The organism is Bacillus sp. LK2, from assembly GCF_001043575.1.
Taxonomy (GTDB): domain Bacteria; phylum Bacillota; class Bacilli; order Bacillales; family Bacillaceae_G; genus Bacillus_A; species Bacillus_A paramycoides.
Window position 1 is genome coordinate 258238 of sequence record NZ_LDUK01000001.1, and the last position, 25075, is coordinate 283312.

Consider the following 25075-nt stretch of genomic DNA (forward strand, 5'->3'; position numbering starts at 1 on the left):
AACTTTAATCGGTGGGGGTTCATTCATCCCCACTGATTATTAACCCACACCAATCGGGCTTTTACGGGATAAAATACTTTTCAGCTAAAAGAGAAGTACAGTTCACCTTTCTTACAACTGTATTTCTTTTTCATTTTTACTCCTCTCATCCACACTTCTCTTAATTTACTTATCACTCTTATGTCTGTAACCTATTATTCAAATTGAAAAATTTCATATGGAAAATTATGTTATGATTAACTTATACATATTTTGGAGGGGAAATAGTGAAAAAAGCTATTATAGTATTAAGCATCCTATATCTTATTTTAACTGTACATACGGGAGCTGTTTTGTTAGGAAAAGAAGATTATAGAGGTGCTATCAATACATTAAAAGAAACGAAGGAAGTCTCTTCCTTTCAATCTGCAAAAGACGGTGTGATTTTATTAAAAGGAACATTAACTACTACACAACCTATTACAGAGGAAAAACTTCAAAATAAAGAATTCGCACTTCTTGAAATTAATACATATAAACGGCGAAAGGCAAATTGGAAAAACATTGATACCGAGCAGCATATTGCAAAGCAGCTCTTACTAAACAATGAAGCTCTTCCTGCATTAAAAGAAATCCGCTTCTCAATGGAACCAATTACACTGTCAGGCAAAGATATTTCCGCCGAAGACTACACACTAAAAAAAGATGATACTCAATTAACAATTAAAGGTAAAGGATACCGATACACAGGAATAGAAAACAAATCAGACACTCTTATTTTTGGTATAAAAAAAGGAGATACACTTGAAGGTTATAGTGGCTCTGAAATTCTAATAGGAAAAACAAAAGAGGACATTGCCAGCAACATGAAACTATATACTTTTGCTGAAAGATATGGCCCATTTATTTGGATTGTAGCTACAATTATTCTTATAAGTATTGTTATATACTTGTTCCGTAAAAATAGAAAAACAAATGAACTTTCTCAACCAATAAAACAAGACAAATAAAAAAGGCACCATTTCGGTGCCTTTTTTTATTTTCCTTATTTAAGCTTCAACCGATTGATTTTCAGCAATATTTCTAAATTGTCGTTTATGCATCCAAGTTAACGAAGCGATTGTACCGAGTGATAATAAAACGATAAAGATCATTAATATCCCTATATTTTGCCACATGAAGTTAAAATCTCCGCTCGATACTACTGCTTTAAAGCCTGATACAGAGTATGTCATCGGTAACCAGGCATTAAAGTGTTGTAAAAACTTCGGAATTAATTCTAGCGGGAATGTTCCAGCACTTGTTGTAAGCTGCATAATTAATGTTAAGATAGCGATGAAACGCCCTGCGTCACCAAACGCTGTTACTAAACATTGAATTAATGAAATAAACCCTAAACTCGTAACAATACTAAAGAGTATGAAGTATGGAATACTTTGTACTTCTACACCTAATCCGAACAATAATATGAAATCTGCTACTATTGCTTGAATAATCCCTACTGATAATAAAACTCCAAACTTACTAATAAACCAGCTAAACCCTGATTTTGGAACGCCTACTGTATCACGTAATGGGTATACGATAGATAATAAAAGTGCCCCAACGAATAAACCGAGCGATAAGAAATACGGTGTAAATCCAGTTCCGTAGTTTGGAACTTCCGCCATTTTCTCCGTCTTCACTTTTACTGGGCTTGCAAACATATCATACGTTTTATCTGTTCCTTTTACTTCACCTGTTTTTTCTGCGCCTTCACCAAGTTTCTCAGCAAGTTCACTAGATCCATCGTTTACTTTTACGAGTCCATCTGTCACTTTTCCTGATCCGTCAGCTAGTTTATTTACTCCGTCGATTAGTTGGGTTGAACCAGTTGACATTGTATTTAGACCACCATTTAGAGTGCCTAAGCCAGTTGTCACTTGATTTGAGCCTTCTGCTAATTGAGTTACTCCACCTGACATTTGGTTTGCTCCTACAGATAACGTTCCTAAACCGCCTGTTACTTGGCTTGAGCCTTCTGCTAATTGAGTTACTCCACCTGACAGTTGATTTGCTCCTACAGATAATTGACCTAATCCTGCTGTTACTTTTCCAGATCCACTTTGTAATTGAGTTACTCCATCAATTAATTGACTTGAGCCATTCTTTAACCTATCTACACCTACTTTAGCATCACTTAACCCTTCACCAAATCCATGAAACTTACTAACAAATTCGTTTTGTGCATCCTTTAATTTCTCAATACCACCCGTTAAAGTTTTAAACTCTTTTGGATTCGGTAGTTTATTTTGCATTCCACTTGTCGTTTGATGTATTTCACCTTTTAATTGTTTTACTTCTTCATTTAATTTATTTGTTCCACCTGCTACTCCAATGGCTTTCTGTTGCACTGTCGCTGTACTTTTTGCCGCACTTGTTATAAATGGTTGTAACTGCTCTTGATATTCTTTTGGTAAACTCTCAATTTGCTTTTGCAAATTAGCTACATCTTGTGCCGCATTTTTTGCATCCCCTGCTGTGGATTGAGTGAGTTCATTTAACTGATTTACATTTTCTCCAGCTCCATCTATTTTCTGATTTACTGTATTTAATATAGAAGGAACTTTCGACTGCATTTCCTCTAGACCTGCAACAGAATTTTGTACTTTATTATTTAACTCCTGCAAACCCTTTTGAATCTCTTGGGACCCTCTCTCTAATTGACTTTGTCCCCCAACAAGTTTTTCCATACCATTTGATAGTTCAGTTGTTCCCGTTTTTAATTCACCTGATTTACTTACCAATGTATTCAAACCGTTGGTTACTTGCTCAGATCCATTTCGCAATTCGCCAATTCCTTTTTGCATCTCACCTGTTTTGCTATTTAACGTATTTAAACCTGCTGTTACTTTTCCAGATCCATCTATTAATTTCCCTATACCTGTCTGCATCTCACCCGTTTTGCTATTTAACGTATTTAAACCTGCTGTTACTTTTCCAGACCCATCTATTAATTTATTAGATCCATCTACTAACCTTCCAACTCCATCCTTCATCTCCCCTGATTTCCCTTGAAGTGTATAGAGTCCATCCGTCACTTTACTTGAACCGTCATGCAATTCACTAGCTCCGTCATGTAATTTATTTGCTCCCTCCGCTCCATCTGCTAATCCTTTTGAAACATCTTTTATGGAATCAAACATTTTCTCTGCATATGTTTTCGTTAACGTACTTGATACTTCACCTTTAATTTTTTCGATTGCTGTCCCGCCAATTTGTGAAGATAAGAAGTTTAAACTTTCATTTGGAATATATTCTAAGTTTAATGGTTTCGGATCGTCCTTTAATAACGTTGTAGCATTGCTAGAGAAGTTATCAGGAATACGTACTAACATGTAATACTTCCTGTTTTCCATTCCTTCTTTCGCTTCTTTTTCACTTACAAATTCCCATTTAAAACTTTTATTATCTTTTAAGTTATCAACGAGCCCTTTCCCAACTTCAATTGGTTTCCCATCAAATACTGCACCTTTATCTAAATTGACTACCGCGACCGGTAAATCTCCTAACTGTTCATACGGATCCCAAAAAGCCCATAAAAACATACCCGCATATAAAATCGGCACAAATAAAACCGCAATAATTGGGATTAATATTTTTTTACTTTTTATAATCTCTGCAAATTCTTTACTAAGCAACTTATACCCTCTCATAATTTCTCCCCCTTTTCAAAATGACCAAAATCTCATTTCGGTCATTTTTACACAAACAAAAAGGCTATATTCTGTTCATACATATGCCTTATCCCCGAATTTATTACTATGCAACTTTTTCTCAATATAATAGTAAATTTTCTATTATCCCCCCTAAATTAAACATATGACCAATTTGTTCAATTGGTCATTTTTTATAATATTAAAAGGATTATCTTAATTTGACAATCCTTTTAGTAAATAAAGTTCAAATAATTCTGCGATTTTTTCTTTTTCTAACGGTTCATGATTCTTTTCCCAATCAAAAATAAGGGATACGTATAAGCGAAGCATAATAAATGCTGTAATTTCTGGATCACATTTGCTAATTTCACCTTTTTCAATCGCAATCTCTAAATAAGATTGAATGACAGAAACGATTTCCACATCTACTTGTTGCATCACTTCTTGTACTTCTTTCGTTCCCATATCACGCTCTTCTTGAATGAGTTTAATCATGAGCTGATGTTCTTTTCTAAATTCTAAAATGCTATATAATGCCTTATGTACATTTTCAAAAAATGAAATATCTGAACGAATTGCGTCTTTTGCAACTTGCTTCATTTCTGTAATTAAATTAGAAATAATTTCGCCAAATAGTTCTTCTTTATTTTTGAAAAAAGTATAAATTGTTCCTTTTCCTACATTCGCTAACTTCGCAACTTGATCCATCGTCGTCGCCTTATAACCGAATGCTGAAAAAGACTTTGTTGCAGCTTCAATAATAGAACGTTTTCGATCTATAGCCACATCGTCACCTCCAAAAATGACCAATTGGATAATATAGTCAACCGGTACATATTTGATATTACCACACGCTTACATTCTATACAAGTTCTCTTTTTTAGTTATTCCCAGTATGAAAAAATTCCAGTCAATTTATATAATACTGTCATAGTGTATCAGAAGAAAAGAGAAAAAGAAAAGGTGATCTTAAGATATAAATCTCAACATCACCGTTTTACTATTTCAACATAGAAAGCCTAATTCTCTCTAACTCTTCTTTATGTATATGATCGAATAGTGCTTTTTCTAGTTTGTCTAAACTAGAATTCAATATGCCCTCTCTTTTCCTTTCACTCTGACAATCCTCTTCTACAGTGAAACCTTACTTAACAGCACATAAATTTCTCTTTTTCTAATAATCAAATAAAAAAACAAGAAAATCTTTACAATTAATAGTAATATAGAACATAGACATATTTATAAAAATAGTGGAGGCTTTTTCAGTCATGGTGCGTGCGCTTCGTTTAAATATAAAGCAAGCTTTTGGTAATCGTGTTTCTTTAATTATTATGTTTAGTGGATTAGCTCTTATTTCTATTTATCATTATTATTATGTTATTCGTTATTTAGGAGACGTAGCGAATGGGTCGATAACAACAGCTGTTAAATGGATTGGATTTAGGGATAATGAAATGGATGTTTATTTATTATTAATGCCAGTTATTGCAAGTTTACCATTTAGTACAAGTTATAATTCCGATAAATCCGATGGTTTCAAAGCTTTTATAAGTAAGGACGTTTCCATCTTCTCGTATTCCTTTACAAAGTATATCGCTACATTTTTCTGTGGGGGATTTCTTTATACTTTACCATTCATTCTTTCTTTATTATTTTGCAAATTAACAATTCCAAATGGAAAACCAGCCACCGGTACTGGCATGATAAACGACAACGGGATGTTCGCAGAGTTATATTATTCTTCTCCCCTTACTTATATTTCTATATATATTGGGATTAATTTTTTATTCGCTGGTTTAATGGCCCTCTTAGGTTTAGCAGCGTCCACATGGTCACAAAAAGATTACATGGCAATTCTGTTTCCATTTGCAGTTACTTCCATTCCTTACGTCCTAATAAATACAATATTCCCTACAATTGGCGGAGCACCTATTCATTTGTATGATCCGAAACAACCATTACAGGGAATGTCACCGTACATTTTAATTATGCAATGTGCATTTTTCTTCCTTATCGGCTTATTCATGTATATAAAAGGTTTACAACGGGACAAAAAAAGGTATATGAGAAGACTTCAAAGGCGAGATCGATGTAGAAAGGCGTTTCAGCCATTATAAAAACCTAGTTTCCTTATGTTACATAGGAAATTAGGTTTTATTATTTTAAAAAAGCTAAATGCGATACTGCACTTTTAAGGTGTACCAGCCAAACTCCACAAAATAACAATAGCTGCATAATAAATTGCTCTAACACCTACTACTAAACATAATAAAATAATTGCGTATTTACTTAATTCCTCTTTAGCGCCTAATACAGTAAAGATAACTGCCAAACCAAAGGTTATATAAGAAATTGCGTTGTTTATTGCAAAATACAACGTATCTAAATGTTGCATAAGCCCTGTTATATCTGCTACAAACTGAAACAGTACAACAAGACTGAAAAAAATACCAAGCTGATTCATTAATCTCCCATTTAATCGAGCTAACATCTTTTGTCCCCTCCTCTCACGAAAATTAAATATTCAATCAATTTTATCATAAAAATTACAAAAAAAGGATTTTCTATATATAATCCTAAAAATTAGTTATATACTATTGCTCGGGCCTCTTTCCACAAAATAAAGAACGCTTAGATACCTAAGCGTTCTCTCACTTTAAGAAGCCTTCTTCAAATCAATTTGAGCAAGTACTGGATCGTGGTCACTTACACGTCCATGTTCTTTCATAATGTTTGAATTTAAGTGTACAGGGTCTATAATTGTGTGCGGTGCAATATTATTCGTTACTAAAATATGATCTAGCACTTGTGCGTTCCCCTCATGAATGTACGTGTAGCGGTTCTCTTTCGGCACTGTGTTTAACATATCTTTTAATATCGTTCCTTGCAGTTCCTTTAGTGGTTTTGAGAATTCGAAATCATTCATATCACCTAGAACAACAACTGGCGCATTCGTGTTCTTTTCTTGAATACCTTTTACAAAACGATTCACTTCTTGTGCTAATTGTACTCGTTTCTCTTCACTCTTTAATACGAGCGGCTGTACTTTTCCAAATGGCGTTGCATCTCCTAATTTTGAATTTAAGTGATTTGCAACTACAACGATGTTTTGTCCTTGGAACGTAAATTCTGCCGCTAATGGTTTACGTGTACTTTCAAATAATGCATTTTCGTCTCCGATGCGAACTACGTTTTTATCTAATAACTTCGGTACTGTCGCTAATTTTACACGTGATGGGTTATAGAAGAAACCGACGCGAATGTTCGCTCCAGGTGCTCCTCCGTCTTGATTGTCTTTCGGCGCAACTTCTACATACTCATACTTCGGTCCACGAATTTCTAATACGGCATCAATGATACGTTTTGCACTTAAAGAAGCATCTGTTGTACCGTCATTTATTGTTCCATTATTATCTTGCATTTCCTCTACACCGATAATATCTGGCATTTTTAAATTGTATTTAATAGAATAAGCTAACGCTTTTACTTTCTCATCTGATGTTTCTTTTTTATTCGCTGAGAAGTTTTCAATATTATATGTAGCAACTGTTAACTTATCAAGACGTGGCTGAATATTTGCCCCTACTTGCTTAAATCCACCGTCCGTTACAGATGGTAATTCCGTTACTGGCGAAATGCGGTATGAACCGTAGTCATATCCTACTACTCCTGTTATATCTCCAGTGAAAGTATCACCTGCTTTCGCTACATAATCACGAGGTACCTTTACAGAAAGACGTTCTGGATTTAATTGGTCTTCATCTAAAAGTGGTGTACCAAATTGTGTTGCCACCTTATTGCCACCATTTTTAACCGTTACGTATAAGTTACCATTTTTCTGAGGAGCGATAATTTTTGGTGTTGGCATCGTAACGCGCATACCTTCTAAACTCTCATAAAAATCAATCGCATCTTCATTCGGATCAAATAAACCAAATCCATCATTATCAATAATTTGATCAGGGATTTTCACACCATTTTCCCCTAGTACAATCGGTGCTGGTAGTTCTTGATTATTTGCAAGTACTGAAATACGACTCGCCTTAATTTCTTTCGTCGTTAAATCTGTTTCAAATCGCTCTGCATATCCAGGTCCAACATATTCTTCTACTACTCCATCAACTTGAATAAGATCTCCTACCGCTACATTTGCATCTTTTTTGTATACATAAATACCTTCTGACGTAGCTGGGTCATTATCCGGTTGATTATCTTCTATATAAAAGCCATTTTTATCAAGCGCTGTGACAACGCCTTCCACATTGTTTACTTTCTTCCCGTTATAAGGAGAAATATGTGATTTCCCTTGAATATCATGAATACGAACTGGTTCATTTTTTACGATAATAAACGAAAATGTCGAAACCGCTGAAGAAGTAAGCCCTTCTTTTTCTGCGATTGCTTTCACTACACTATTTTCATTCACTATAATTTGTCCGTTATAACGAACACTTTTATTTGTAGGATTAGCTCCATCTAACGTATAGTAGATTGTTGCTCCTTCTGTATTCGTTGTTAATGTTACCGCTGTTCCTTTTGCAACTTCCCCGCCGTTTGGTGAAGCCACTACATCGCTAACACGGTTTTGTTCTTCCCCTTGAAACTTATAAGCTGTTACTGATTTTAAACCTGGACTACTAAAATATAATTCAAGAGTCCCTGTTAATTGAACTTTCTTCCCGATATTTTCAGGGTGATCTTTCACATTTACTGCCGATCTCACATCGCCTTTTGGCAATTGAACAGGCATTATCTTGTCTGGATTCGTTTCGTTTGGCGAATCGGCAATTGCCACATTTGTGTCGTCAAACTTAGCCGGATCCTTGGTGTATTTAGAAGGACTTTGCGTATATCCGACAATATATCCTTCCACTATCCCCTTCGTTTTCCCTTGCTGCTTAAATACTTGAATTGCTTTTTCTACCGACATAGAAGTATTTTCTTCTGCTTGCGCTAAAGTTCCAGTAAATGAAAGCAATAGTATCAATGATAAAAAGACACTTAAGAGTTTCTTCACAGCCATTTTCCTCTCCTTAATTCATATTTTCTCAGCATTTCTATCATAACAAATGATTCGTTATATAGAATGATATTTCGACAAGTTTTACAAAAAATTTATTTAATTTACAAGTTATCAAACTATAATACAAAATAATAATTTTACACCTTCTACGAATGCGATTTATAATATTAAAGAGATAAAAAACAGAAAATATCGAAAGTTCATTGGCATGTAAAATGGATTCATTTGAATAGGAGTGATTGGATGCAAGCACAAACCGAAACATACCGCGCAGCTATGAATGGAACATTAGAACGTCATTTTTCAGATATGATTGCTGTTATACCAACTAGAATTACAATTGATCAGTTAAAACAACGGCTAGAAACTATCTCTACTAAAGTTGATGAGTTAAAAATTGTCTATAGTGATGAGACAAGCCTTATTGTAGAGTTACATCTGAATGAAAAAGTCATACCATATGAGCTACACATAGATGAAACGGATGATCCAGAAGAATATAAAATGTACAATAGACAAGATTCCACAATCGTAGATCGTACTTTTGAAGATGCTGCTTTTGGCACTGAGATTTTCACACGTACACTATTTGTAGACGATGTACTCAGCTGTTTTTTCCATCAGTTGCAATTTTTATGGCACCTTGCACCGGACTTGTTATTTGTAATCGATTCTAGTGCAGCCATGAAGGTCATATCTAGAAACTATATTGAATATCACGTTGAGAATGAATTATTGCCTGACATTCCTGACTTATACGTTATTCATTCTGTTTATGAAGACGATACAGAAGGCGAGCCTACGCAATATTGGTTTCATACACACGGCCTTTTAAGAGCAGGCGTAACAGAAATAGAATTAATTATTCCAAATCGTATTTCTTCCTACTACGGCATTGGCGATCTTTTTCAAACATTTGCTAATAATGCCGTTGAGAATGGCCAAGTCCCAATGAATGAGCCTATCGTTATCGCACATAGTCAGCAAGGTTCCATACATACAGTAGCCGTTCCGTGGGAAAAAGGTTTATCTTACATTGGACATAAAACGAGTATGGATCAATTATCTTCAATTGAGGATGAAGAAGTGAAGCTACAGCCAATCGATGCACAAAACGTATTTCTCGGTGGGATGGATGACCGAGATGAATACCATCAATCTCCATCTGTTCTCTTGTTTAAATGTAATACTACCGAAGAATATATCGAAAGCTTTTTCAAAGAACACGAGGAAGCTACAGGACTCATGTTCTATAAAACAAATAGTGAAACGGATCGTATGGCTTATAATGCGAAAAATACTTTCGGGTATTTCAGCAACATTTTTTACATTGAGCAATCGAATGAAGATTTTCGTTTTCTCGCTAAGTTTGGTGTCTCCTACGAAGAGGGAAAAAGTGAACATATGTGGTTTGACATGCAAGACATTACGGAAGATATGATTCAAGGAATACTCATTAATGAACCGTATTTTATTGAAGATATGAACGAAGGTAATTCTTATCATTTAGATTTTGAAAATTTAACTGAGTGGGTTATATATGCTGAAGATGCAGTTATAAAACCAAATAACTTATATATGTTTATTGGCTAACAGGTATTTTATTCAATAAACAAAACGCCTTCAATATAATTGAAGGCGTTTTGTTTGAAATATTTCACTGTGCGACTAATTCAGTCTCCATTACTTTCTCCAAATGAGATAATACATGCTTTGCCGCTAATTCTCCTTGATTAATACACGCAGGAAGACCAGAACCAGCGTAAGAACTTCCGGCTAAGTATACACCTGGTAATTCTTTCTCCATAAATGTTGTGAGCTTTTTCATTCGCTCTTTATGGCCTACTGTATACTGAGGCATCGCTTCTTTCCAGCGGCTCACAATTGTGAATTCTGGATCTGCTGTAATATCCATCGTCTTTTGTAAGTCCTCTAATACGAGCTGCACAATTTCCTCATCCGTTTGTTCGACGATCGCTTCATCACCAGGGCGTCCGACGTAACAGCGAAGGAGTGCTTTTCCTTCTGGCGTTGTATGCGGCCACTTTTTATGAGTCCACGTACACGCTGTAATGGAGAAGTCACTATTACGTGATACGACAAATCCCGTTCCGTTAATATCACGCTGAATTGCAGACTTTGGAAAGGCTAATGCCACATTCGCAACTGATGTAGACGGAATGTTACGGAAGAAACGAAACTGCTTGTACTGCGCAAACATAGACGGCAATACTTTATGCGGAGCTGCGACTATAATCGCATCTGCTTCCATTTCTTTTCCGTTACTAAGAGTAATCGTATAGCCATCACCAAGTTTTGCAACTTTCTCAATACGCGTTCCCTTCATTATCGTACCTTCATGAATCTTCACTTCAAGAGATTCTACTAAAGATTCTAAACCGGTTTTTACAGTTTGGAAGATTCCTTTTTTCAGCTCAGCCTTCTCTTCTTTCGGAGCGAGCGTACGCATACCGAGTGAAATACTACGGTGCTCCTGTTCAATTTGATAAATTTGAGGGAATGTTGACATTAAACTCATTTCATCAATATCCCCTGCATAAATACCAGATAATAATGGCTCAATTAAATTTTCAACCACTTCATTTCCTAGACGGTGTCTGAAAAATTGCCCGAGTGATTGATCAGAAACTGGTTTTGATCTAGGCATTAATAAGTCAAAACCAGCTCTTAATTTACCAATTGGGGAGAACAATCCGGAAAATAGAAACGGAGTAATTTGCGTTGGAATTCCCATCATTGATCCGCTCGGCATTTTATGTAACCGATTGTTTACGAGAACGAACGATTGACCGGTCGCATTATTTACAAGTTCATTGCCTAGTCCTAATTCTTTCGTTAACCTAGCTGCGCTCTCTTTTCTCGCTAAGAAAGAATCCGGTCCACGTTCAATTGTAAATCCATCTTTTCGAACGGTTTGAATTTTCCCGCCAAGTTTACCCGACGCTTCTATAAGCAATGTATCGAACGGCAAGTTTTTTTCGCGAATTTCTTTTTGTAAGTAATACGCTGTCGATAGGCCTGTAATGCCACCGCCGACGATCACAACTTTTTTCCTCAAAATAGTTTCCCCTTCCCTTTTAGTATTACAATACTTCTTCTTTTTTCTTTAATACAACATCTGTTAAGCAATCAATAAATGCTGCTGATGCGTTTGGCATTTCTGGACGATAATATTTCGCGCCAATTTCGTCTGTTACAACTTTACACTCGAAGTCATTGTCATATAAAACTTCTAGATGTTCAGCAACAAATCCAACTGGTGCATATACGAATGAATTGTAGCCGTACTTTTCATTTAGTTCTCTCGTTAAATCTTGTACATCTGGACCAATCCAAGGGTCTGGTGTATTTCCGGCACTTTGCCATCCCACTGCATAATTTGCTATTTCTGCACCACGTGCAATATAGTCAGCTGTTTCATTTAATTGATCTGGATATGGATCGCCGAGTGCGATAATCTTTTCTGGTAAGCTATGTGCAGATACGATTAATACTGCTTTTTCACGTTCTGCTTCTGACATACCGTTATATATACCTTTCACTGCATCGACCCAATACTGAATGAACTTCGGTTCTTTATACCAGCTATCAATGCCGTGAATTGTTAAGTTTCCAAGTTTTTCTGCTTCTTCTTGCGCTCGTCCTACATACGATTTCACGCTAAAGGTAGAATAGTGAGGCGCAAGAACTAATGCGATTGCATCTTCTATTCCATCATTATGCATAGCTTGTACTGCATCTTCAATGAACGGCTCAATATGTTTCAAACCAAGATACATATGGAATTCCACTTCATCCTGCACTTCATTTAAACGCGTCTCTAACTTCTTAGCTTGCTCTAATGTAATAGTAGCTAAAGGAGAAATACCACCAATTGCACGGTAACGCTCTGTTAAATCTTCTAGCATTTCAGGACTTGGCTTTCTTCCTCTACGAATATGTGTATAGTAACGCTCAATATCTTCTTCTTTATATGGCGTTCCGTATGCCATTACAAGCAAACCAATTTTCTTTTTCATACAGCTATTCTCCTTTACTTCGCTAACTGTTCTTTAGAGTATTCATGAATAAATGTAGTTAAACGTTTTAATGTATCTGGATTTACTTCTGGGAATACACCATGACCTAAGTTAAATACGTAACCTGGTTGTTTCATCCCCTGGTCTAAAATACCTTTTACATGTTCTTCAATGACAGACCAAGGTGCTAGTAAGAACGAAGGGTCCATATTTCCTTGTACCGCCTTATGAACACCGCGTGCGCGTGCTTCTTCGATCGGTAAGCGCCAATCTAAACCTACTACATCAAGAGGTAAGTCGTGCCATTCATTCACTAAGTGTCCTGCACCAACACCGTGCATAATCATTGGAACACCCATCGTACGAACTTCCGCAAAAATACGCTCCATCGCTGGTTTAATAAATACGCGATAATCTGCTACATTTACTGTTCCAACCCAAGAATCGAAAATTTGAACAGCTTTTGCTCCTGCGTTAATTTGCGCTTTTAAATATGTAATAACCATATCTGCAAGCTTATCCATTAAAGCGAACCAAGCTTTCGGCTCTGCATACATGAACGCTTTCGTATTATGATAGTTACGTGAAGGACCACCTTCAATCATATAGCTCGCTAACGTAAATGGAGCTCCTGAGAAACCGATTAACGGAACATCTAACATTTCTGTCGTTAATAAACGAATTGTATCTAGTATGTACGGTACGTCATCTTCTGGATTGATTTCCCCTAGTTTTTCTACGTCTTGTAAAGAGCGAATTGGCTTATCGATTACTGGGCCAATACCAGATTTAATTTCAACATCCACACCAATTGCAGGTAGTGGTGACATAATATCTTTATATAGAATTGCTGCGTCTACGTTATATTGATCAACTGGCAATTTTGTAACATAAGCGCACAACTCTGGATTATGTGTAATTTCAAATAAAGAATATTTCTCTTTTATCTTTCTATATTCCGGCTGTGAACGACCTGCTTGACGCATATACCATGCTGGTACATACTTTGTGCGTTCCCCCCTACATGCTTTTAAAAATGTCTCATTTATATTTCTTACCAAGACCCTTGCTCCCTTCCTTACCGATGCTTTTACTTTAAATATGTTCTATTCCGATATTTATCTTTTTTTACTATACAGCTTGTAAAAACAAAATGCATAATATTATGTACGTTGTTCATTAAATTGACACAAACGTTCGTAAAACCGCTTACTATTTTCACAACATTCTTATTATAGCACAGAGAAAAACTACGGTTTAGCTACTTTTGACTTTTCTCCTTCACGATTCGTTTGTGTGTTATATGGCACAACGTAAAAACTCGGTTTTGAGAATATATTAATAAACTTTTCCTCATATTTCCCCGCTCCTTTTACTGTTCCAACATGAGTATGAATTCCTTTTTCCACTTTATAAATTCGATACATAATTCGCTCATCAGGAAGCGGTGTCCAGCTTAGTTTCATCGCAAATAAACCGAAAGGACTAAATGATAATTTTGCTTCCACGTTTTTAATCTTATGTAAGCGAATCGGTAGTCCGATTGTTTCAACGCCTGTTGGCCTTTGAAAACTTGCTGTATCTTGTATGTTGGCTTTCGTTAAAATCTTCTTAAATAAAATCGTTGCAGATGCATTTCCATCTTGTAATTGATGCTCTTTATCAGTGCGATCATAGCCAATCCAAACCGCTCCAACTAAATTCGGCGTATATCCAACAAACCACATATCCCTTGCGCCATGATCGTCATTCGGAAGCGAAGTTGTACCCGTCTTTCCTGCTAGCGCTCCGTTATATACACCTGCTTTCGCTGTACCTTCTTTCACAACTCCTTCAAGCATCTTTGTCATATACCATGCCGTTTGCTTTGAAAAGACTTTCGTTTCAGATTTTGATGATTCACCAATGACTGCACCGTGTCTATTTAGCACTTTATCAATAACGTGCGGTTCGATTATATTCCCATTCGCTAAAAAAGAGCGGTACATTTTAACAAGATCAAATGGAGAAACGCCATTTTTCAATCCACCAAGTGCTGTGCTTAAACCAGAGTCCGCAATATGAACATTCCCTTTCTCTAAATATTGCTTTCCTTCTTCTACCCCTAGCTCATTTAATAAAGATACAGCTGGTACATTGGCCGATTCTAACACTGCATCATACATCGTCATTTCTTTCGTATATTGATGATTATAGTTTCGAGGTTCATAGCCTTCGAAAGAATTTTTTTCATTCGTTAATAAAGAATACGGATTATATTTTTTCGTCTCTAAAGCTGGTCCATATACGATAAGCGGCTTTAAAACAGAACCAGGTTGCCGCTTTGCAAAGACACGATTAAACCCTCTCGGAACATACTCTCTTCCTCCAATCGCCGCTTTAATTCCGCCAGTCCGATTATCCATTAATAAAAATGCACCTTGCGCCCCGTTTTCTTTACCAGGGAAATTGCTTACATCTTGAAACTGGTTATATGCTACCTTTTGAACTTTTTCATCCATCGGTACAACAAATGTATATCCTCCGCGCAGTACTTCTTGATGAGACAAACCATATATACGTGCCGCTTCATCGACAACCATATCGATATACGGCATATATGCAAGTTCGCGTTCATCTACATTTTTATAAAGAGCGATTGTCTTCCCTTGATAACGAACACTATCTTCCGCTGTTAAATAGCCTTGTTTATGCATAAGTGACAAAACAAGATCACGGCGCTCTTTACTCTTTTCCAGAGATAAGTACGGCGAATAGCCATTTGGTGCTTTCGGAAGACCAGCAAGCATCGCCCCTTCTTCTACTGTTAAATCCTCTACATTTTTATTAAAATACAATTTGGCCGCCGCTTGAATACCGTAAGCTCCATGGCCGAAATAAATATGGTTCATATACATTTCAAGAAGTTGCTGTTTCGTATATTTTTGCTCTAACTGAAGAGAAATTGCGACCTCTTTCAATTTGCGCGTAAATGTTTTTTCACGAGTTAAAAAGACATTTTTAGCTAGTTGCTGCGTAATCGTACTACCGCCTTCTACCTTCTCTCCAGCTAACGTGTCTTTATAGAGCGCCCGAAATATAGAAGGATAGTCAATTCCTTGATGCTCATAAAAACGAGAATCTTCCACAGCCACAAATGCTTGCTGCACGTACTTTGGAATTTGTTCAATCGGTACGAGCTCTCTATTCTCTACATATAATTTCGTAATTTCTTTTCCTTTCTGGTCAACGATACGTGATGAAGAGTGGAAAACGAGCTGCTTTTCATCCATCATATAGCCACCAGCTAACACAATAAGTTTATAGAGTACAATTGCTACTACAAACGTTGCTACCCCGCCTAATAAAGTCCACTTTACTTTCTTCATACATCGGCCTTCTTTCCAAATGATGGTACATTTATTATTTGAAAAAGGACTATCTTTATGTATATAATCTTCGAAGTTTTTTAAGGGAATTGATATAATAGAGACAAACTAAAAAGGGGGCATTAAAATGAAGGCTATTATTTCATACGAAACACCTCTAGAACAAGCACATTTCACTGCAAAAAATAATGAAAAAGATATGTTTTATAAAGAAAATACAGAAGAATCTGTAGAAGGTTCACTTAAGTATGACGTATTAGACGCTGTTGGAGAATTTAAAGGACAACCTGGCTTTATCGTTTGTAACAACATTTCTGTAACAGACGAAGGTCGCCCTGTATTTGAAAACCGTTTTAAAAACCGCGCAGGCCTTATCGAAAACGAACCTGGTTTCCAGGCAATCCGCGTTCTTCGCCCATTAAGTAATGATACATATGTCATTTTAACGATGTGGGAAACAGAGCAAAACTTTAAAGACTGGACAGAATCACGTTCATTCGAAAATGCTCATAAAAAACGCCCTGCACAAGCAGAAGCGCAGGCGCATCCACATGCCGAACAGCAAAAAAGCATTTTCTCTCGACCATCATTCGTTACTACTTTTGATGTGTTAGTTTAGGTTTTGAGTACGTGATTTGGGGTACAGAGACCGCGGTACATGAAATTATATTAGCGATTTTTCGAATATATCGACTTATCAACAAATCACGACACACAAAAAGGAAACACCATTACACACCGGTGTTTCCTTTTTCTTTGTACCAATTATATATACGAAGTGCATCTTCTTTTCGCATATGCTTCACTTCATAACCGCGCCCAGCTACCGCTACGGGAGTTGTACATAATTTATCTTCTCTTTGAAAATACGATTGATTATAGCCTACTGCTTGAACATGTCTTCGTCGCATCATTCCTGTATATTTCGAAAAATCACGGTACACGACCGTTAGTTGATTTTCTCTTATTGCATAACCGCCACTTTTATATCTAGCATACGCAAGTAACGAAAACACGATAAACAACGGTAAAAGAACAAATAACGCAATATATTGTTTAAAATATATACTCACGCCGACAATTGGAACAGTGAGCATGATACTTATTAACCAGCCCATAATGACATAACGACGCAACGCTGTTTTTGGTAAATGAACGATCTCCTCTTCAATTTCATAAGGTAACTCTAAATATGTGAGCAGGTGCTGTACATATTTTTTCTTCATAAAAGGATGTAGCATCACTTCGTTACTTGCTGATCCAATACTTTGAATTGCTTCCACTTCAACAGCACAATAACCAAATGGCTGGCGAAGAATACCTTCTTTCACAGTAATCGCTTGAATGCGGTGCAATTTTAAGACAAACTCTTTCTTTTCAAATAACCCTTGAACGATACAAATCTCTTCCCCTTTTCGCTCAATTTTAAAGTTTGCATATTTTAACACATATCCAGCCGTAGAAATAATCCATGAAATCGCCATTAAAATTACTGCAATCAAAATTAGTTTATAGACACCATTCCCCATCACATACGCTTCTATTTTATTTGTGAACCTTTCCGGAAGAACATAATCAAACTTTGTGTAAAGAAGTACTAGTCCAGAAAACACTAGTCCGAACCGACCAGATGTAATCGCTGCTGCTAAAACTTCTTTCGATGTTAACTGATAAACCGTCTTGCTTTCTTCCTCTTCTATTTCTTCATTTACGGTAATTTCTTTCTTATGTAATAAAGAGATTAAATGTTTTGCTTCATCTTCCTTAATACCCGCTAACATCACTTCTGGCTCACTACCGCCGCCCGCTACTTCTATATTTAACTTCGTAAGTCCAAGTATTTGATAAATGATGTTAGAAGACGTACTGATATTTTGCACACGGTCTTTATTTAAGTAGCTTTCCTTCTTTACAAAGACACCGTGCTTTATATGTAAAATATTATTCTCAATCCAGTACACTTTAAAATACCATTTAATTGCTGAAAAAATAGCCATAATGCATAAAATAAACAAAAGGAAAAGATAAAATAAATACCAAGGTTCCACTTGTTCATCAGGTTTAAATAAAACAAGAATAATAAGTGGCAACAAACTCGCAACCCTAATACCTAATAATATCGTGATTGGATGTTGCCTCTTATACATCCTCATCACTCACCTTCGCCAGTTCTCCAATTTGTCTTTTCAACTGTTCTGCTTCTTCTTTCGTTAAACCAGGAATACTATGAGAAGTTGCCGCTGTTGAAATGTGTAATTCTGCTAAATTATACTTTCTCATAATTGGCCCCTGTTCAATCGTAACGTGCTGCACACGAATCATTGGAATAAGTACTCGCTTTACAACGAACATGCCCTTTTGAATTTCAATCTCTTCTTCATTTAACCTATAACTATAATAGCGTTGACGTAAATTTGGAAATACAAAATAATCAAGCGGTATGTATATAAGGGCTCCCGTTACTAGCAATCCAAACAACCAGCCCCACCAATGAAAATTAATCATAAAAAAGAAATATGCAATTACGACTGCTAGTATAACTGCTGCTCCAATTAAAGCGTGAATTCTCCACACTTTAAGCATATTAGAATGAATCTCTCTTTCTAACGGTTGCATGACATCACTCCAACTATATGAATTTATTAATTACATATTAGCAGAAAATAAGTTTTTATATACAGTTTTGTAAATTTATAGTTTTCTACATCGTATCAAGAACTTCTTTAAAATTCCCTTCATTAATTGAATACACTTGAAGCCGGATGTAATCTATAAAGAAAGAAGAGCCGATAGCCGCTCTTCTTTCTACAAATCATTTCTTCTATCACACGCAAATAATGTTTTTTAGGACGTTGTTTTTTCCAATCATAAAACTTTACTTCGAGCACTATAATTCACTCCTTTTAATAAAAAAACACTATAAAAATAGTGTAATCCTACAACATCATAGCTTCACACATCAATTATATAAAAATAAAGCTAGTTTTTTATAAATTTTTTGATATAATTACATACGGGAAACGGGAAGAATTTTGTCTTCCCTTGTGTTTTTTATTTGCATCTAGTTCTTTTGCTAGATGCCTTTTTTATATCATTTTACATAACTTATATAGTAAGAGGATGATCCCATTGAAAAAATTTGCCGTTAGTTATTTAACATGCTTACTAGTTTTCTCTATTGTTGTGAATGTTTTACAGTATACACTAATGCCAAATTATGCAGATTCATGGGGGCCGATTTGGGTATCCATTATTATGTATGTCATTCTTGGAAGTATTCCTGTTCTTATTGGTTGTTTATTAGGGGAGTTTTGTTATAGAAAAGTAAAAAGAAGTCACGAATTAAAAGTTGGAATTCCTGTATTTATACTGTTAGGTATTTCCTACAATCATTTATTCTTTATGTGGTTTAACAACAGAGATTTTCTATCCTTTAATTTAGAAGCCTTTTTGGAAACCGGCCTTCCTATTACTTTATCATCTTTAATGTTTTACCTTATAAGACGGCGGTAATTCTTTATTCACTAAATAAAAAAATGTTATTACTTCTCTTTATTTAAGTAATAACATTTTTATTTATAAACTACTTAACAAATTTTCTTCCAACTAGCATCCTTTATATCTTCACTAGTCGGTTTTCTAACTAATCCAGCACATCGCTTTTCACAAGCACCAAACACAATGAAATTTTTCTGCGCTTGTCTTAACGAAGCTTCATTTGCGCCGCCTTCAAGGTCAGGATCTTTAAACTGAACAGGATCATCTTCCCAATAACATATTTTACAAATTTCATATGTACCTGGTGGTTCTTCTTCTAATGTTTTATATCCGCAGCATGGGCAAGTGTATTTCATTTGGTCACTCCATTATCAACTTATTTTTTCTCCCATATATTCCGACTCACAAAAAATGTAACAGCGCAAATCATAGTTAGCCCCATGAGACACATCACTTGAAAAGTACGAGAATCTTCATATACAGTTGGAATTCCTATCGTTAAGAAACAAAAGATAAAAACAATACTAAAGGCTAAAAGAAGATATACTAGTAAAGATATAATATAGCTTAATTTAAATGGTAAAATGATAAATCTAAACAATAACTCTCCAAGAAGACATCCACCTAAAATAATAGGTGCTCCAAAATACAATGTAAGGACTCCCATTTGCGAAGTAGCTTGAATTAAATTTCCAAGTATGGTCGAAGTCTCCTCATTAAATCTTTCCATTCTATCATATAACTGAAGTACCATTACTGAAACGAATAAACTTAATATAGAAAATGAATACGGAATTAAAAATTTGCTCATTCTCAATCTCATTCACCTCACTTTTTTGCTTCACATATATTATTCATTATTTTCTACCATTTTTACATAGAAAAATAACCCGTCTTCCGCGAAAGACGAGCCATTCAATTAACTCTCACTTATTCTCTTCTTATACCAATCCTGCATTCTCTCCGCATCTTTTACTCTTATATGCTCTAATTTGTAACTCGATGATGCACTAGAAAACTTGTACGTACATAAATGTGCTCGGCGCTGGAAATATGATTGTGTCTTCTCAATTGATTGAACGTGTCTTCTTCTTACAAGCCCTGTATATTTCCCGACACTGCGATACACAATTGTAATTTGCTCTCCGTTGACGCTGTAACCATTTGTTTTAAATGTTGCATATCCAAGTGTAAAGATGAGGATAGCGAGCGGTAATAAAGCCCACATAATGACGTACTTTTCAAAGTATATACTTATTCCCGTAATCGGAATTGCCAGCATGGCGAAGAGTAGAAAACTATCTATTAAATAACGACGCAACGCTGCTTTTGGTAATGATGTAATGTTTGTATTCAGTTCATATGGTAATTGTAAGTGCGCAAGTAAATCTTGCACACGATCTTTTCGAATGATCGGATGCAGCGTAACCTTTTCCTCTTTTCCCTCACTTTGAATTACTTCTACTTGCACAGCACAGTAACCGAACGGTTGGCGTAAAATACCTTCTCTTATTGTAATCCCTTGAATGCGGTGTAGCTTTAGTACAAGTTCTTTCCTTTCAAGCAAACCTTGAGAAATACGGACTTCATCATTTCTTCGATTCACCGTGAAATTCCCATGTTTTAACGCGTAACCGATTGTGGATATAATCCAAGAAACGACAAGGAAAATGGCTACCATGTAAATCCAGCCATATATATCATGATCCATTACATACGACTCTACTCTATTTTTTATCCATTTCGGAATGTACTCATCCACTTGGTTATAAACGAAAAGTATTAAAGAGAATAGTAATCCAAATTGGCCCGATGTAACAGATGCTAACAAAATTTCTTTCCAAGTTAATTTGTATTCTGTCGCTTGTTTTTCCTCTGTAATGATTTCTTTTTCTACTACTTCTTCTGATGTTTCTTCTGTTTCTTCTGCTTTTACTGCCTTAGCTGGCTCATTTAGCATCGCAATGAGCTCTGTTGCCTCTTCTATCGTAATACCAGCTAAACTAACTTCCGGATCATTTCCTCCGCCAGCTGTTTCGATTTTAATTTTCTTTAAACCGAGTATTTGATATAACACGCTCGAACTTGTATTAATCGTTTGAACACGTTCTTTATTTAAGTAACTCTCCTTTTTCACAAAGAGGCCTTGCTTAATGTGCAATACGTTATTTTCGACCCAGTATACTGTGTAATACCATTTTTCAATCACTGAAAAAATCGTAATTAAGGCGAATCCAGCGGGAACTAAATACCAAAATGGGAACTTTCCGTTTAAACTAAACATGAAAATAATTAATGGTAAAAAGTCTGTTACCTTTAATTCTAATAACATCGTGATTGGATGCTGCCTCTTATACATCCTCATCACTCACCTTCGCTAATTCTGCGATTTTCGTTTTTAGCATCTCTGCTTCATACATCGTTAAACCTGGGATGCTGTGAGAAGTTGCCGCCGTTGAAATATGCAGTTCTGCTAATCCATATTGTCTCATAATTGGCCCTTGCTCAATCGTTACGTGCTGTACACGAATCATCGGAACTAATACACGTTTTACAACGAAAAGACCATGTTGAATTTCAAGCTCTTCTTCATTTAATTGATAGCTATAATAACGCTGACGCAATTTCGGAAACGTAAAGTAATCAAACGGCGTATACACGATTGTTAATCCGATGAGCACATAGAAAATCCAAGCCCACCAATTAAACTTAATCATAAGGAAAAGATATGCCAAAATGACTATAATACTAATTCCTAGCTCAATTAAGGAACGCGTTTTCCACACCTTGACCATGTCAGGGTGAATTTCATTTTTCAATGGCTGCATGTAACCACTCCAAATCTAGTAATCTAATATATGAATTCTCTCAAGTTACATTTTACATAATTTCACAGAAAATGAGAATGCTATTATTTCCCTTCTTCCTTGTCTTTTTTCTCAGGAATAAAATATCCGAACCAAAGTAGCCAAATGAAACCAATTAACGAAAACCAACCTTTATCACCTTGAAAAGCATCAATCATACTTGGGATTTTATAAACCCCAATAAATCCAAGAAAACCGAGCCACCAATTTTTTTGCATTCTCATCTCTATTCCTCCTTTATTACATTTTTCACATTTTGAATCCAAATTTCTTTATGCTTTAACTGGAATCCCATTAACACGTAGTTGTTCATATTATCAATAACGAGCGCTAACGTATGAGCGTTTTCTTCTGTTGCATGTTGCGACACAACTCCCAGCTCCACACCTTTTTTCAATAAATCGTGAAATCCATTTAAGAACTCTTCTTGTATTTCAAATAAGCGTTTCTGATACTTTTCATTTCGCGTCGCAGTTACAATAAATTCATTTATAACGCGGAGTATTTCTTGTTCCCCTTCATACTCAGACAACATATGTAAGCCATCTGCGATTAATTTTTCTTTCTTATATTGTTCTTTATCGAAGTAATTGGCGAAATGATACCCAGAAAAAATCTCTTCAAATAAAAAGTCTACTAATGCCTCTTTAGATGAAAAGTGATAATAAATAGCTGGCTTTGATATTCCAACTTCTTTCGCAATCATTGAAAGGCTCATCTTCTCGATGCCGTACTCTGCGATGTTTGTAAATTTTTTGTCATATAATAAAGATACCATTATTGGAGGGTATATATGGAAATAAAAAAGAAGAGTATTGGCATATTTTTATTTTTATTTTTATTTTTCGCTTTAATATTTACTATTTTAGTAGGGTGTACTGTGGAAAATAATAAAGAGGAAGAAATCATTAATAAAGCAAAAGAAGAAACTATTAAATACTTCAAGGAGGAGGAAAACGTAGATGTAACTATTACTAAACATAAATTCACTCCAAATGATCTTCAAACAATTTTTATATCTGGTTATGTAACAGATGACAAAAATAAAGAATTTAGTGTTGCAGTTGAATACTCTAATAACTATCATATCAGTACCATTTCAACCACCAAAAATTTCGAACTAAAACATGATTAGTTAACGGTTCGTTGAAATATCTTTTCTTTATAAAAATCCCAAATAAACCTATACCGTCAAAAACACTCGTAGATTGTATCTACGAGTGTTTTTTTACAATCCTTAAGTACAGTCGAGAAACATACAAGCTATTAAAAACCGTGGGGACACCTATAAATATTTCAAAAGCAATAAAATAATCTCTAAACACGGAAAATATGAATAAATCAGGAAAAGTTTACAGTTCACATAAAAGTAAGGGAATATATGGTATGTTATTATTAAGATCTAAATATATAAGGGGTGAAATAAAGGTGGAAGCTGAAACGAAATCAAAGATTTGGGAATACGTTGGCTGGGGGGCTATTGTTATTGTCGGAGCTATTGCAACTTTTGGCGTTATGATGCTAATATTTGGCGATCCCAAAACTAAATACAAATCTCAAGAAGTTACAACGGAGAGACAAGAAATCACTATTACAAATCAACAATTTACTTCTAAAAAAGCATAAAGTAAAATAACCCCATAAAAAACAAGGGGCGTTAATATCGGATATGGCGGTAAGGGTGGTAGTGGCGGCGGTGAAGATGGTAAAGATGGTAAGAGCGGTGGTAGCGGATTTATATTACTCATTGTGCTCTTTATCGTATTAATCATAATTGGAGCCAGCTATAGCGGACTTGGTTTCTAAGAAAAGACACAATTCAGTTAGTTATAACAACAAAAAAGAAGGCATCCTAAATTACACATTTAAGGTGCCTTCTTTTTGTAAAGCAAATCAATTCCTATTAATCAACCGCATACGATAACAATTCACCGTCACTTCCCCAAGCCTTTGCAATAATTGATAATTTGCATATGCTCCGACTGGGGCACCGATGATTGGGACGAGCTGGAGCATTTTTGCTAAATCAATATAGTCTCGGTACTCTGTTTGGAACCTTTCCCAGTCCATATGATTTTCTTCTTCTGTATCCCACGTTTCAATTGCTTTCCATATTTCTTTTCTATGATCATCACTAGAAAAAGCAAGTTGGAAAACGTGAAGAATAAAAAGGCGTTCTTCTTTTTTACTCGTATCAAATCCGTACAATGTTGCCGCATCAAATAAAAACTTAATTTTAATGCTGAGGAGTAGCGGAAAATCAGCAAGGCCAAGGAGAATACCACCTGCTCCTGTTCCTGCCCCTTCTGCCGCTGCGACTTTTTTATATTCATCTAATTTTTTACGTACTTCATCGTCTCGTCTTTGCAGTGACCAGTTCGTTTCTTTTAGCTTCGGTTTTATAAAGTTTGATCCAGCACTAATCGTTTGCACCATCATCCGAATCGTTTCTGTTAGTACCTTTTGCACTTTCGCGGGCACTAGCTGTTGCACTTTCACCTGCACTTTTTTAGAGAACCGTGTCATCATAGAAGAATCTTTCATGAATGTAGCTTTCCACTGCTCCAATTCTTTTATAACCTTCTCTTCATATGTAATCATA

The 25075-nt window shown here is 35.6% G+C and carries 25 protein-coding genes and 1 pseudogene; 8 read left to right on the forward strand and 18 right to left on the reverse strand.

The annotated features are described in order from the left end of the window. Positions 1-266 precede the first annotated feature (266 nt). On the forward strand, positions 267-989 hold the full coding sequence (locus tag VK90_RS01320) for a hypothetical protein (protein ID WP_048369797.1): 723 nt from the start codon (positions 267-269) through the stop codon (positions 987-989). 39 nt (positions 990-1028) lie between these two features. On the opposite strand, the gene VK90_RS01325 is transcribed toward VK90_RS01320, so the two are convergent. Beyond that, complete coding sequence (locus VK90_RS01325; RefSeq protein WP_048369799.1) at positions 1029-3674, reverse strand: YhgE/Pip domain-containing protein; 2646 nt, start codon at positions 3672-3674, stop codon at positions 1029-1031. Between the two features lie 216 nt (positions 3675-3890). Next, positions 3891-4463: a TetR/AcrR family transcriptional regulator gene (locus VK90_RS01330; RefSeq protein ID WP_002170730.1), complete on the reverse strand. Its 573-nt coding sequence runs from the start codon at positions 4461-4463 to the stop codon at positions 3891-3893. Positions 4464-4945: 482 nt separating this feature from the next. On the opposite strand from VK90_RS01330, the gene VK90_RS01335 reads away from it, so the two are divergent. After that, a complete protein-coding gene (locus VK90_RS01335) occupies positions 4946-5794 on the forward strand; it encodes a hypothetical protein (RefSeq protein WP_048369801.1) in 849 nt (282 codons plus the stop codon). Between the two features lie 74 nt (positions 5795-5868). Here VK90_RS01335 and VK90_RS01340 read toward each other — a convergent pair whose 3' ends face one another. Together VK90_RS01340 and VK90_RS01345 are read right to left on the reverse strand one after the other, a co-directional pair. Continuing rightward, positions 5869-6168 carry a hypothetical protein gene (locus tag VK90_RS01340; protein ID WP_002170728.1) on the reverse strand — a complete coding sequence of 100 codons (300 nt, stop codon included), beginning with the start codon at positions 6166-6168 and terminating at the stop codon, positions 5869-5871. A 165-nt stretch (positions 6169-6333) separates the two neighbouring features. Continuing rightward, entirely contained in the window at positions 6334-8700 is a 2367-nt protein-coding gene (locus VK90_RS01345; RefSeq protein WP_048369803.1) for a DUF6359 domain-containing protein, read from the reverse strand. Positions 8701-8943: 243 nt separating this feature from the next. Here VK90_RS01345 and VK90_RS01350 point away from each other — a divergent pair, with 243 nt between their 5' ends. Continuing rightward, positions 8944-10293 (forward strand): DUF4026 domain-containing protein, encoded by a 1350-nt coding sequence (locus VK90_RS01350; protein WP_048369805.1) that lies wholly within the window; start codon positions 8944-8946, stop codon positions 10291-10293. Positions 10294-10357: 64 nt separating this feature from the next. Here VK90_RS01350 and hemY read toward each other — a convergent pair whose 3' ends face one another. The 4 genes from hemY to VK90_RS01370 all read right to left on the reverse strand — a co-directional run bounded on the left by hemY (position 10358) and on the right by VK90_RS01370 (position 16108). Next, positions 10358-11779: a protoporphyrinogen oxidase gene (gene hemY / locus VK90_RS01355; protein WP_048369808.1), complete on the reverse strand. Its 1422-nt coding sequence runs from the start codon at positions 11777-11779 to the stop codon at positions 10358-10360. A gap of 25 nt (positions 11780-11804) precedes the next feature. After that, positions 11805-12740 (reverse strand): ferrochelatase, encoded by a 936-nt coding sequence (hemH, locus tag VK90_RS01360; protein WP_048369810.1) that lies wholly within the window; start codon positions 12738-12740, stop codon positions 11805-11807. A 14-nt stretch (positions 12741-12754) separates the two neighbouring features. Beyond that, on the reverse strand, positions 12755-13801 hold the full coding sequence (gene hemE, locus VK90_RS01365) for a uroporphyrinogen decarboxylase (protein ID WP_048369812.1): 1047 nt from the start codon (positions 13799-13801) through the stop codon (positions 12755-12757). Positions 13802-13990: 189 nt separating this feature from the next. Beyond that, positions 13991-16108 (reverse strand): transglycosylase domain-containing protein, encoded by a 2118-nt coding sequence (locus tag VK90_RS01370; RefSeq protein WP_048369814.1) that lies wholly within the window; start codon positions 16106-16108, stop codon positions 13991-13993. Between the two features lie 127 nt (positions 16109-16235). Here VK90_RS01370 and hmoB point away from each other — a divergent pair, with 127 nt between their 5' ends. Next, entirely contained in the window at positions 16236-16727 is a 492-nt protein-coding gene (hmoB, locus tag VK90_RS01375) for a heme-degrading monooxygenase HmoB (RefSeq protein ID WP_002170722.1), read from the forward strand. 112 nt (positions 16728-16839) lie between these two features. Here the strand turns inward: hmoB and VK90_RS01380 are convergent, their stop codons facing one another. From VK90_RS01380 to VK90_RS27870, 3 genes and pseudogenes are all read right to left on the reverse strand, one after another. Beyond that, positions 16840-18255: a PH domain-containing protein gene (locus VK90_RS01380; RefSeq protein WP_048369816.1), complete on the reverse strand. Its 1416-nt coding sequence runs from the start codon at positions 18253-18255 to the stop codon at positions 16840-16842. Next, positions 18248-18724, reverse strand: a complete 477-nt coding sequence (locus VK90_RS01385; RefSeq protein WP_048369819.1) for a PH domain-containing protein — start codon at positions 18722-18724, stop codon at positions 18248-18250. Before VK90_RS01385 ends, VK90_RS01380 begins: the two co-directional genes overlap by 8 nt. Positions 18725-18809: 85 nt before the next feature. Beyond that, a pseudogene (locus VK90_RS27870) lies at positions 18810-18881 on the reverse strand (protoporphyrinogen oxidase); the annotation flags it as partial. Positions 18882-19237: 356 nt separating this feature from the next. Between VK90_RS27870 and VK90_RS01390 the strand changes: the two are divergent. Continuing rightward, a complete protein-coding gene (locus VK90_RS01390) occupies positions 19238-19621 on the forward strand; it encodes a hypothetical protein (protein ID WP_048369821.1) in 384 nt (127 codons plus the stop codon). Positions 19622-19695: 74 nt separating this feature from the next. On the opposite strand, the gene VK90_RS01395 is transcribed toward VK90_RS01390, so the two are convergent. From VK90_RS01395 to VK90_RS01420, 6 genes are all read right to left on the reverse strand, one after another. Then, positions 19696-19962 carry a CPCC family cysteine-rich protein gene (locus VK90_RS01395; protein WP_048369822.1) on the reverse strand — a complete coding sequence of 89 codons (267 nt, stop codon included), beginning with the start codon at positions 19960-19962 and terminating at the stop codon, positions 19696-19698. 20 nt (positions 19963-19982) lie between these two features. Beyond that, positions 19983-20417: a hypothetical protein gene (locus VK90_RS01400; protein ID WP_048369826.1), complete on the reverse strand. Its 435-nt coding sequence runs from the start codon at positions 20415-20417 to the stop codon at positions 19983-19985. Between the two features lie 108 nt (positions 20418-20525). Next, a complete protein-coding gene (locus VK90_RS01405) occupies positions 20526-21965 on the reverse strand; it encodes a PH domain-containing protein (protein ID WP_048369828.1) in 1440 nt (479 codons plus the stop codon). Beyond that, the gene (locus VK90_RS01410; RefSeq protein ID WP_025149436.1) at positions 21958-22434 is read right to left on the reverse strand and encodes a PH domain-containing protein; all 477 of its coding nucleotides are present in this window, start codon (positions 22432-22434) and stop codon (positions 21958-21960) included. The genes VK90_RS01405 and VK90_RS01410 overlap by 8 nt, the downstream gene beginning before the upstream one ends. A gap of 83 nt (positions 22435-22517) precedes the next feature. Further along, complete coding sequence (locus VK90_RS01415) at positions 22518-22697, reverse strand: hypothetical protein (RefSeq protein WP_048369833.1); 180 nt, start codon at positions 22695-22697, stop codon at positions 22518-22520. Positions 22698-22699: 2 nt separating this feature from the next. Continuing rightward, positions 22700-23251, reverse strand: a complete 552-nt coding sequence (locus VK90_RS01420; protein WP_048369835.1) for a TetR/AcrR family transcriptional regulator — start codon at positions 23249-23251, stop codon at positions 22700-22702. A 15-nt stretch (positions 23252-23266) separates the two neighbouring features. Between VK90_RS01420 and VK90_RS01425 the strand changes: the two genes are divergently transcribed. From VK90_RS01425 to VK90_RS27875, 3 genes are all read left to right on the forward strand, one after another. Beyond that, a complete protein-coding gene (locus VK90_RS01425) occupies positions 23267-23608 on the forward strand; it encodes a hypothetical protein (RefSeq protein ID WP_048369837.1) in 342 nt (113 codons plus the stop codon). A 293-nt stretch (positions 23609-23901) separates the two neighbouring features. Beyond that, entirely contained in the window at positions 23902-24099 is a 198-nt protein-coding gene (locus VK90_RS01430) for a hypothetical protein (protein ID WP_176547725.1), read from the forward strand. 36 nt (positions 24100-24135) lie between these two features. Next, positions 24136-24279 (forward strand): YjcZ family sporulation protein, encoded by a 144-nt coding sequence (locus VK90_RS27875; RefSeq protein WP_082147747.1) that lies wholly within the window; start codon positions 24136-24138, stop codon positions 24277-24279. An 87-nt stretch (positions 24280-24366) separates the two neighbouring features. On the opposite strand, the gene ecsC is transcribed toward VK90_RS27875, so the two are convergent. Next, complete coding sequence (ecsC, locus tag VK90_RS01435) at positions 24367-25074, reverse strand: ecs operon protein EcsC (RefSeq protein WP_002170710.1); 708 nt, start codon at positions 25072-25074, stop codon at positions 24367-24369. Position 25075 lies beyond the last annotated feature (1 nt).

Bases quoted from the DNA above. Each gene is read 5' to 3' on its own strand.
- VK90_RS01350 (WP_048369805.1), top strand. From the start codon at position 8,944: ATGCAAGCACAAACCGAAACATACCGCGCAGCTATGAATGGAACATTA.
- hmoB (WP_002170722.1), top strand. From the start codon at position 16,236: ATGAAGGCTATTATTTCATACGAAACACCTCTAGAACAAGCACATTTC.
- VK90_RS01380 (WP_048369816.1), bottom strand. From the start codon at position 18,255: ATGTATAAGAGGCAACATCCAATCACGATATTATTAGGTATTAGGGTT.
- VK90_RS01410 (WP_025149436.1), bottom strand. From the start codon at position 22,434: ATGCAGCCATTGAAAAATGAAATTCACCCTGACATGGTCAAGGTGTGG.
- VK90_RS01400 (WP_048369826.1), bottom strand. From the start codon at position 20,417: ATGAGCAAATTTTTAATTCCGTATTCATTTTCTATATTAAGTTTATTC.
- VK90_RS01345 (WP_048369803.1), bottom strand. From the start codon at position 8,700: ATGGCTGTGAAGAAACTCTTAAGTGTCTTTTTATCATTGATACTATTG.
- VK90_RS01395 (WP_048369822.1), bottom strand. From the start codon at position 19,962: ATGAAATACACTTGCCCATGCTGCGGATATAAAACATTAGAAGAAGAA.
- hemH (WP_048369810.1), bottom strand. From the start codon at position 12,740: ATGAAAAAGAAAATTGGTTTGCTTGTAATGGCATACGGAACGCCATAT.
- VK90_RS01335 (WP_048369801.1), top strand. From the start codon at position 4,946: ATGGTGCGTGCGCTTCGTTTAAATATAAAGCAAGCTTTTGGTAATCGT.
- VK90_RS01325 (WP_048369799.1), bottom strand. From the start codon at position 3,674: ATGAGAGGGTATAAGTTGCTTAGTAAAGAATTTGCAGAGATTATAAAA.
- VK90_RS01425 (WP_048369837.1), top strand. From the start codon at position 23,267: ATGGAAATAAAAAAGAAGAGTATTGGCATATTTTTATTTTTATTTTTA.
- VK90_RS01340 (WP_002170728.1), bottom strand. From the start codon at position 6,168: ATGTTAGCTCGATTAAATGGGAGATTAATGAATCAGCTTGGTATTTTT.
- VK90_RS01420 (WP_048369835.1), bottom strand. From the start codon at position 23,251: ATGGTATCTTTATTATATGACAAAAAATTTACAAACATCGCAGAGTAC.
- VK90_RS01405 (WP_048369828.1), bottom strand. From the start codon at position 21,965: ATGTATAAGAGGCAGCATCCAATCACGATGTTATTAGAATTAAAGGTA.
- VK90_RS01370 (WP_048369814.1), bottom strand. From the start codon at position 16,108: ATGAAGAAAGTAAAGTGGACTTTATTAGGCGGGGTAGCAACGTTTGTA.
- ecsC (WP_002170710.1), bottom strand. From the start codon at position 25,074: ATGATTACATATGAAGAGAAGGTTATAAAAGAATTGGAGCAGTGGAAA.
- VK90_RS01385 (WP_048369819.1), bottom strand. From the start codon at position 18,724: ATGCAACCGTTAGAAAGAGAGATTCATTCTAATATGCTTAAAGTGTGG.
- VK90_RS01415 (WP_048369833.1), bottom strand. From the start codon at position 22,697: ATGAGAATGCAAAAAAATTGGTGGCTCGGTTTTCTTGGATTTATTGGG.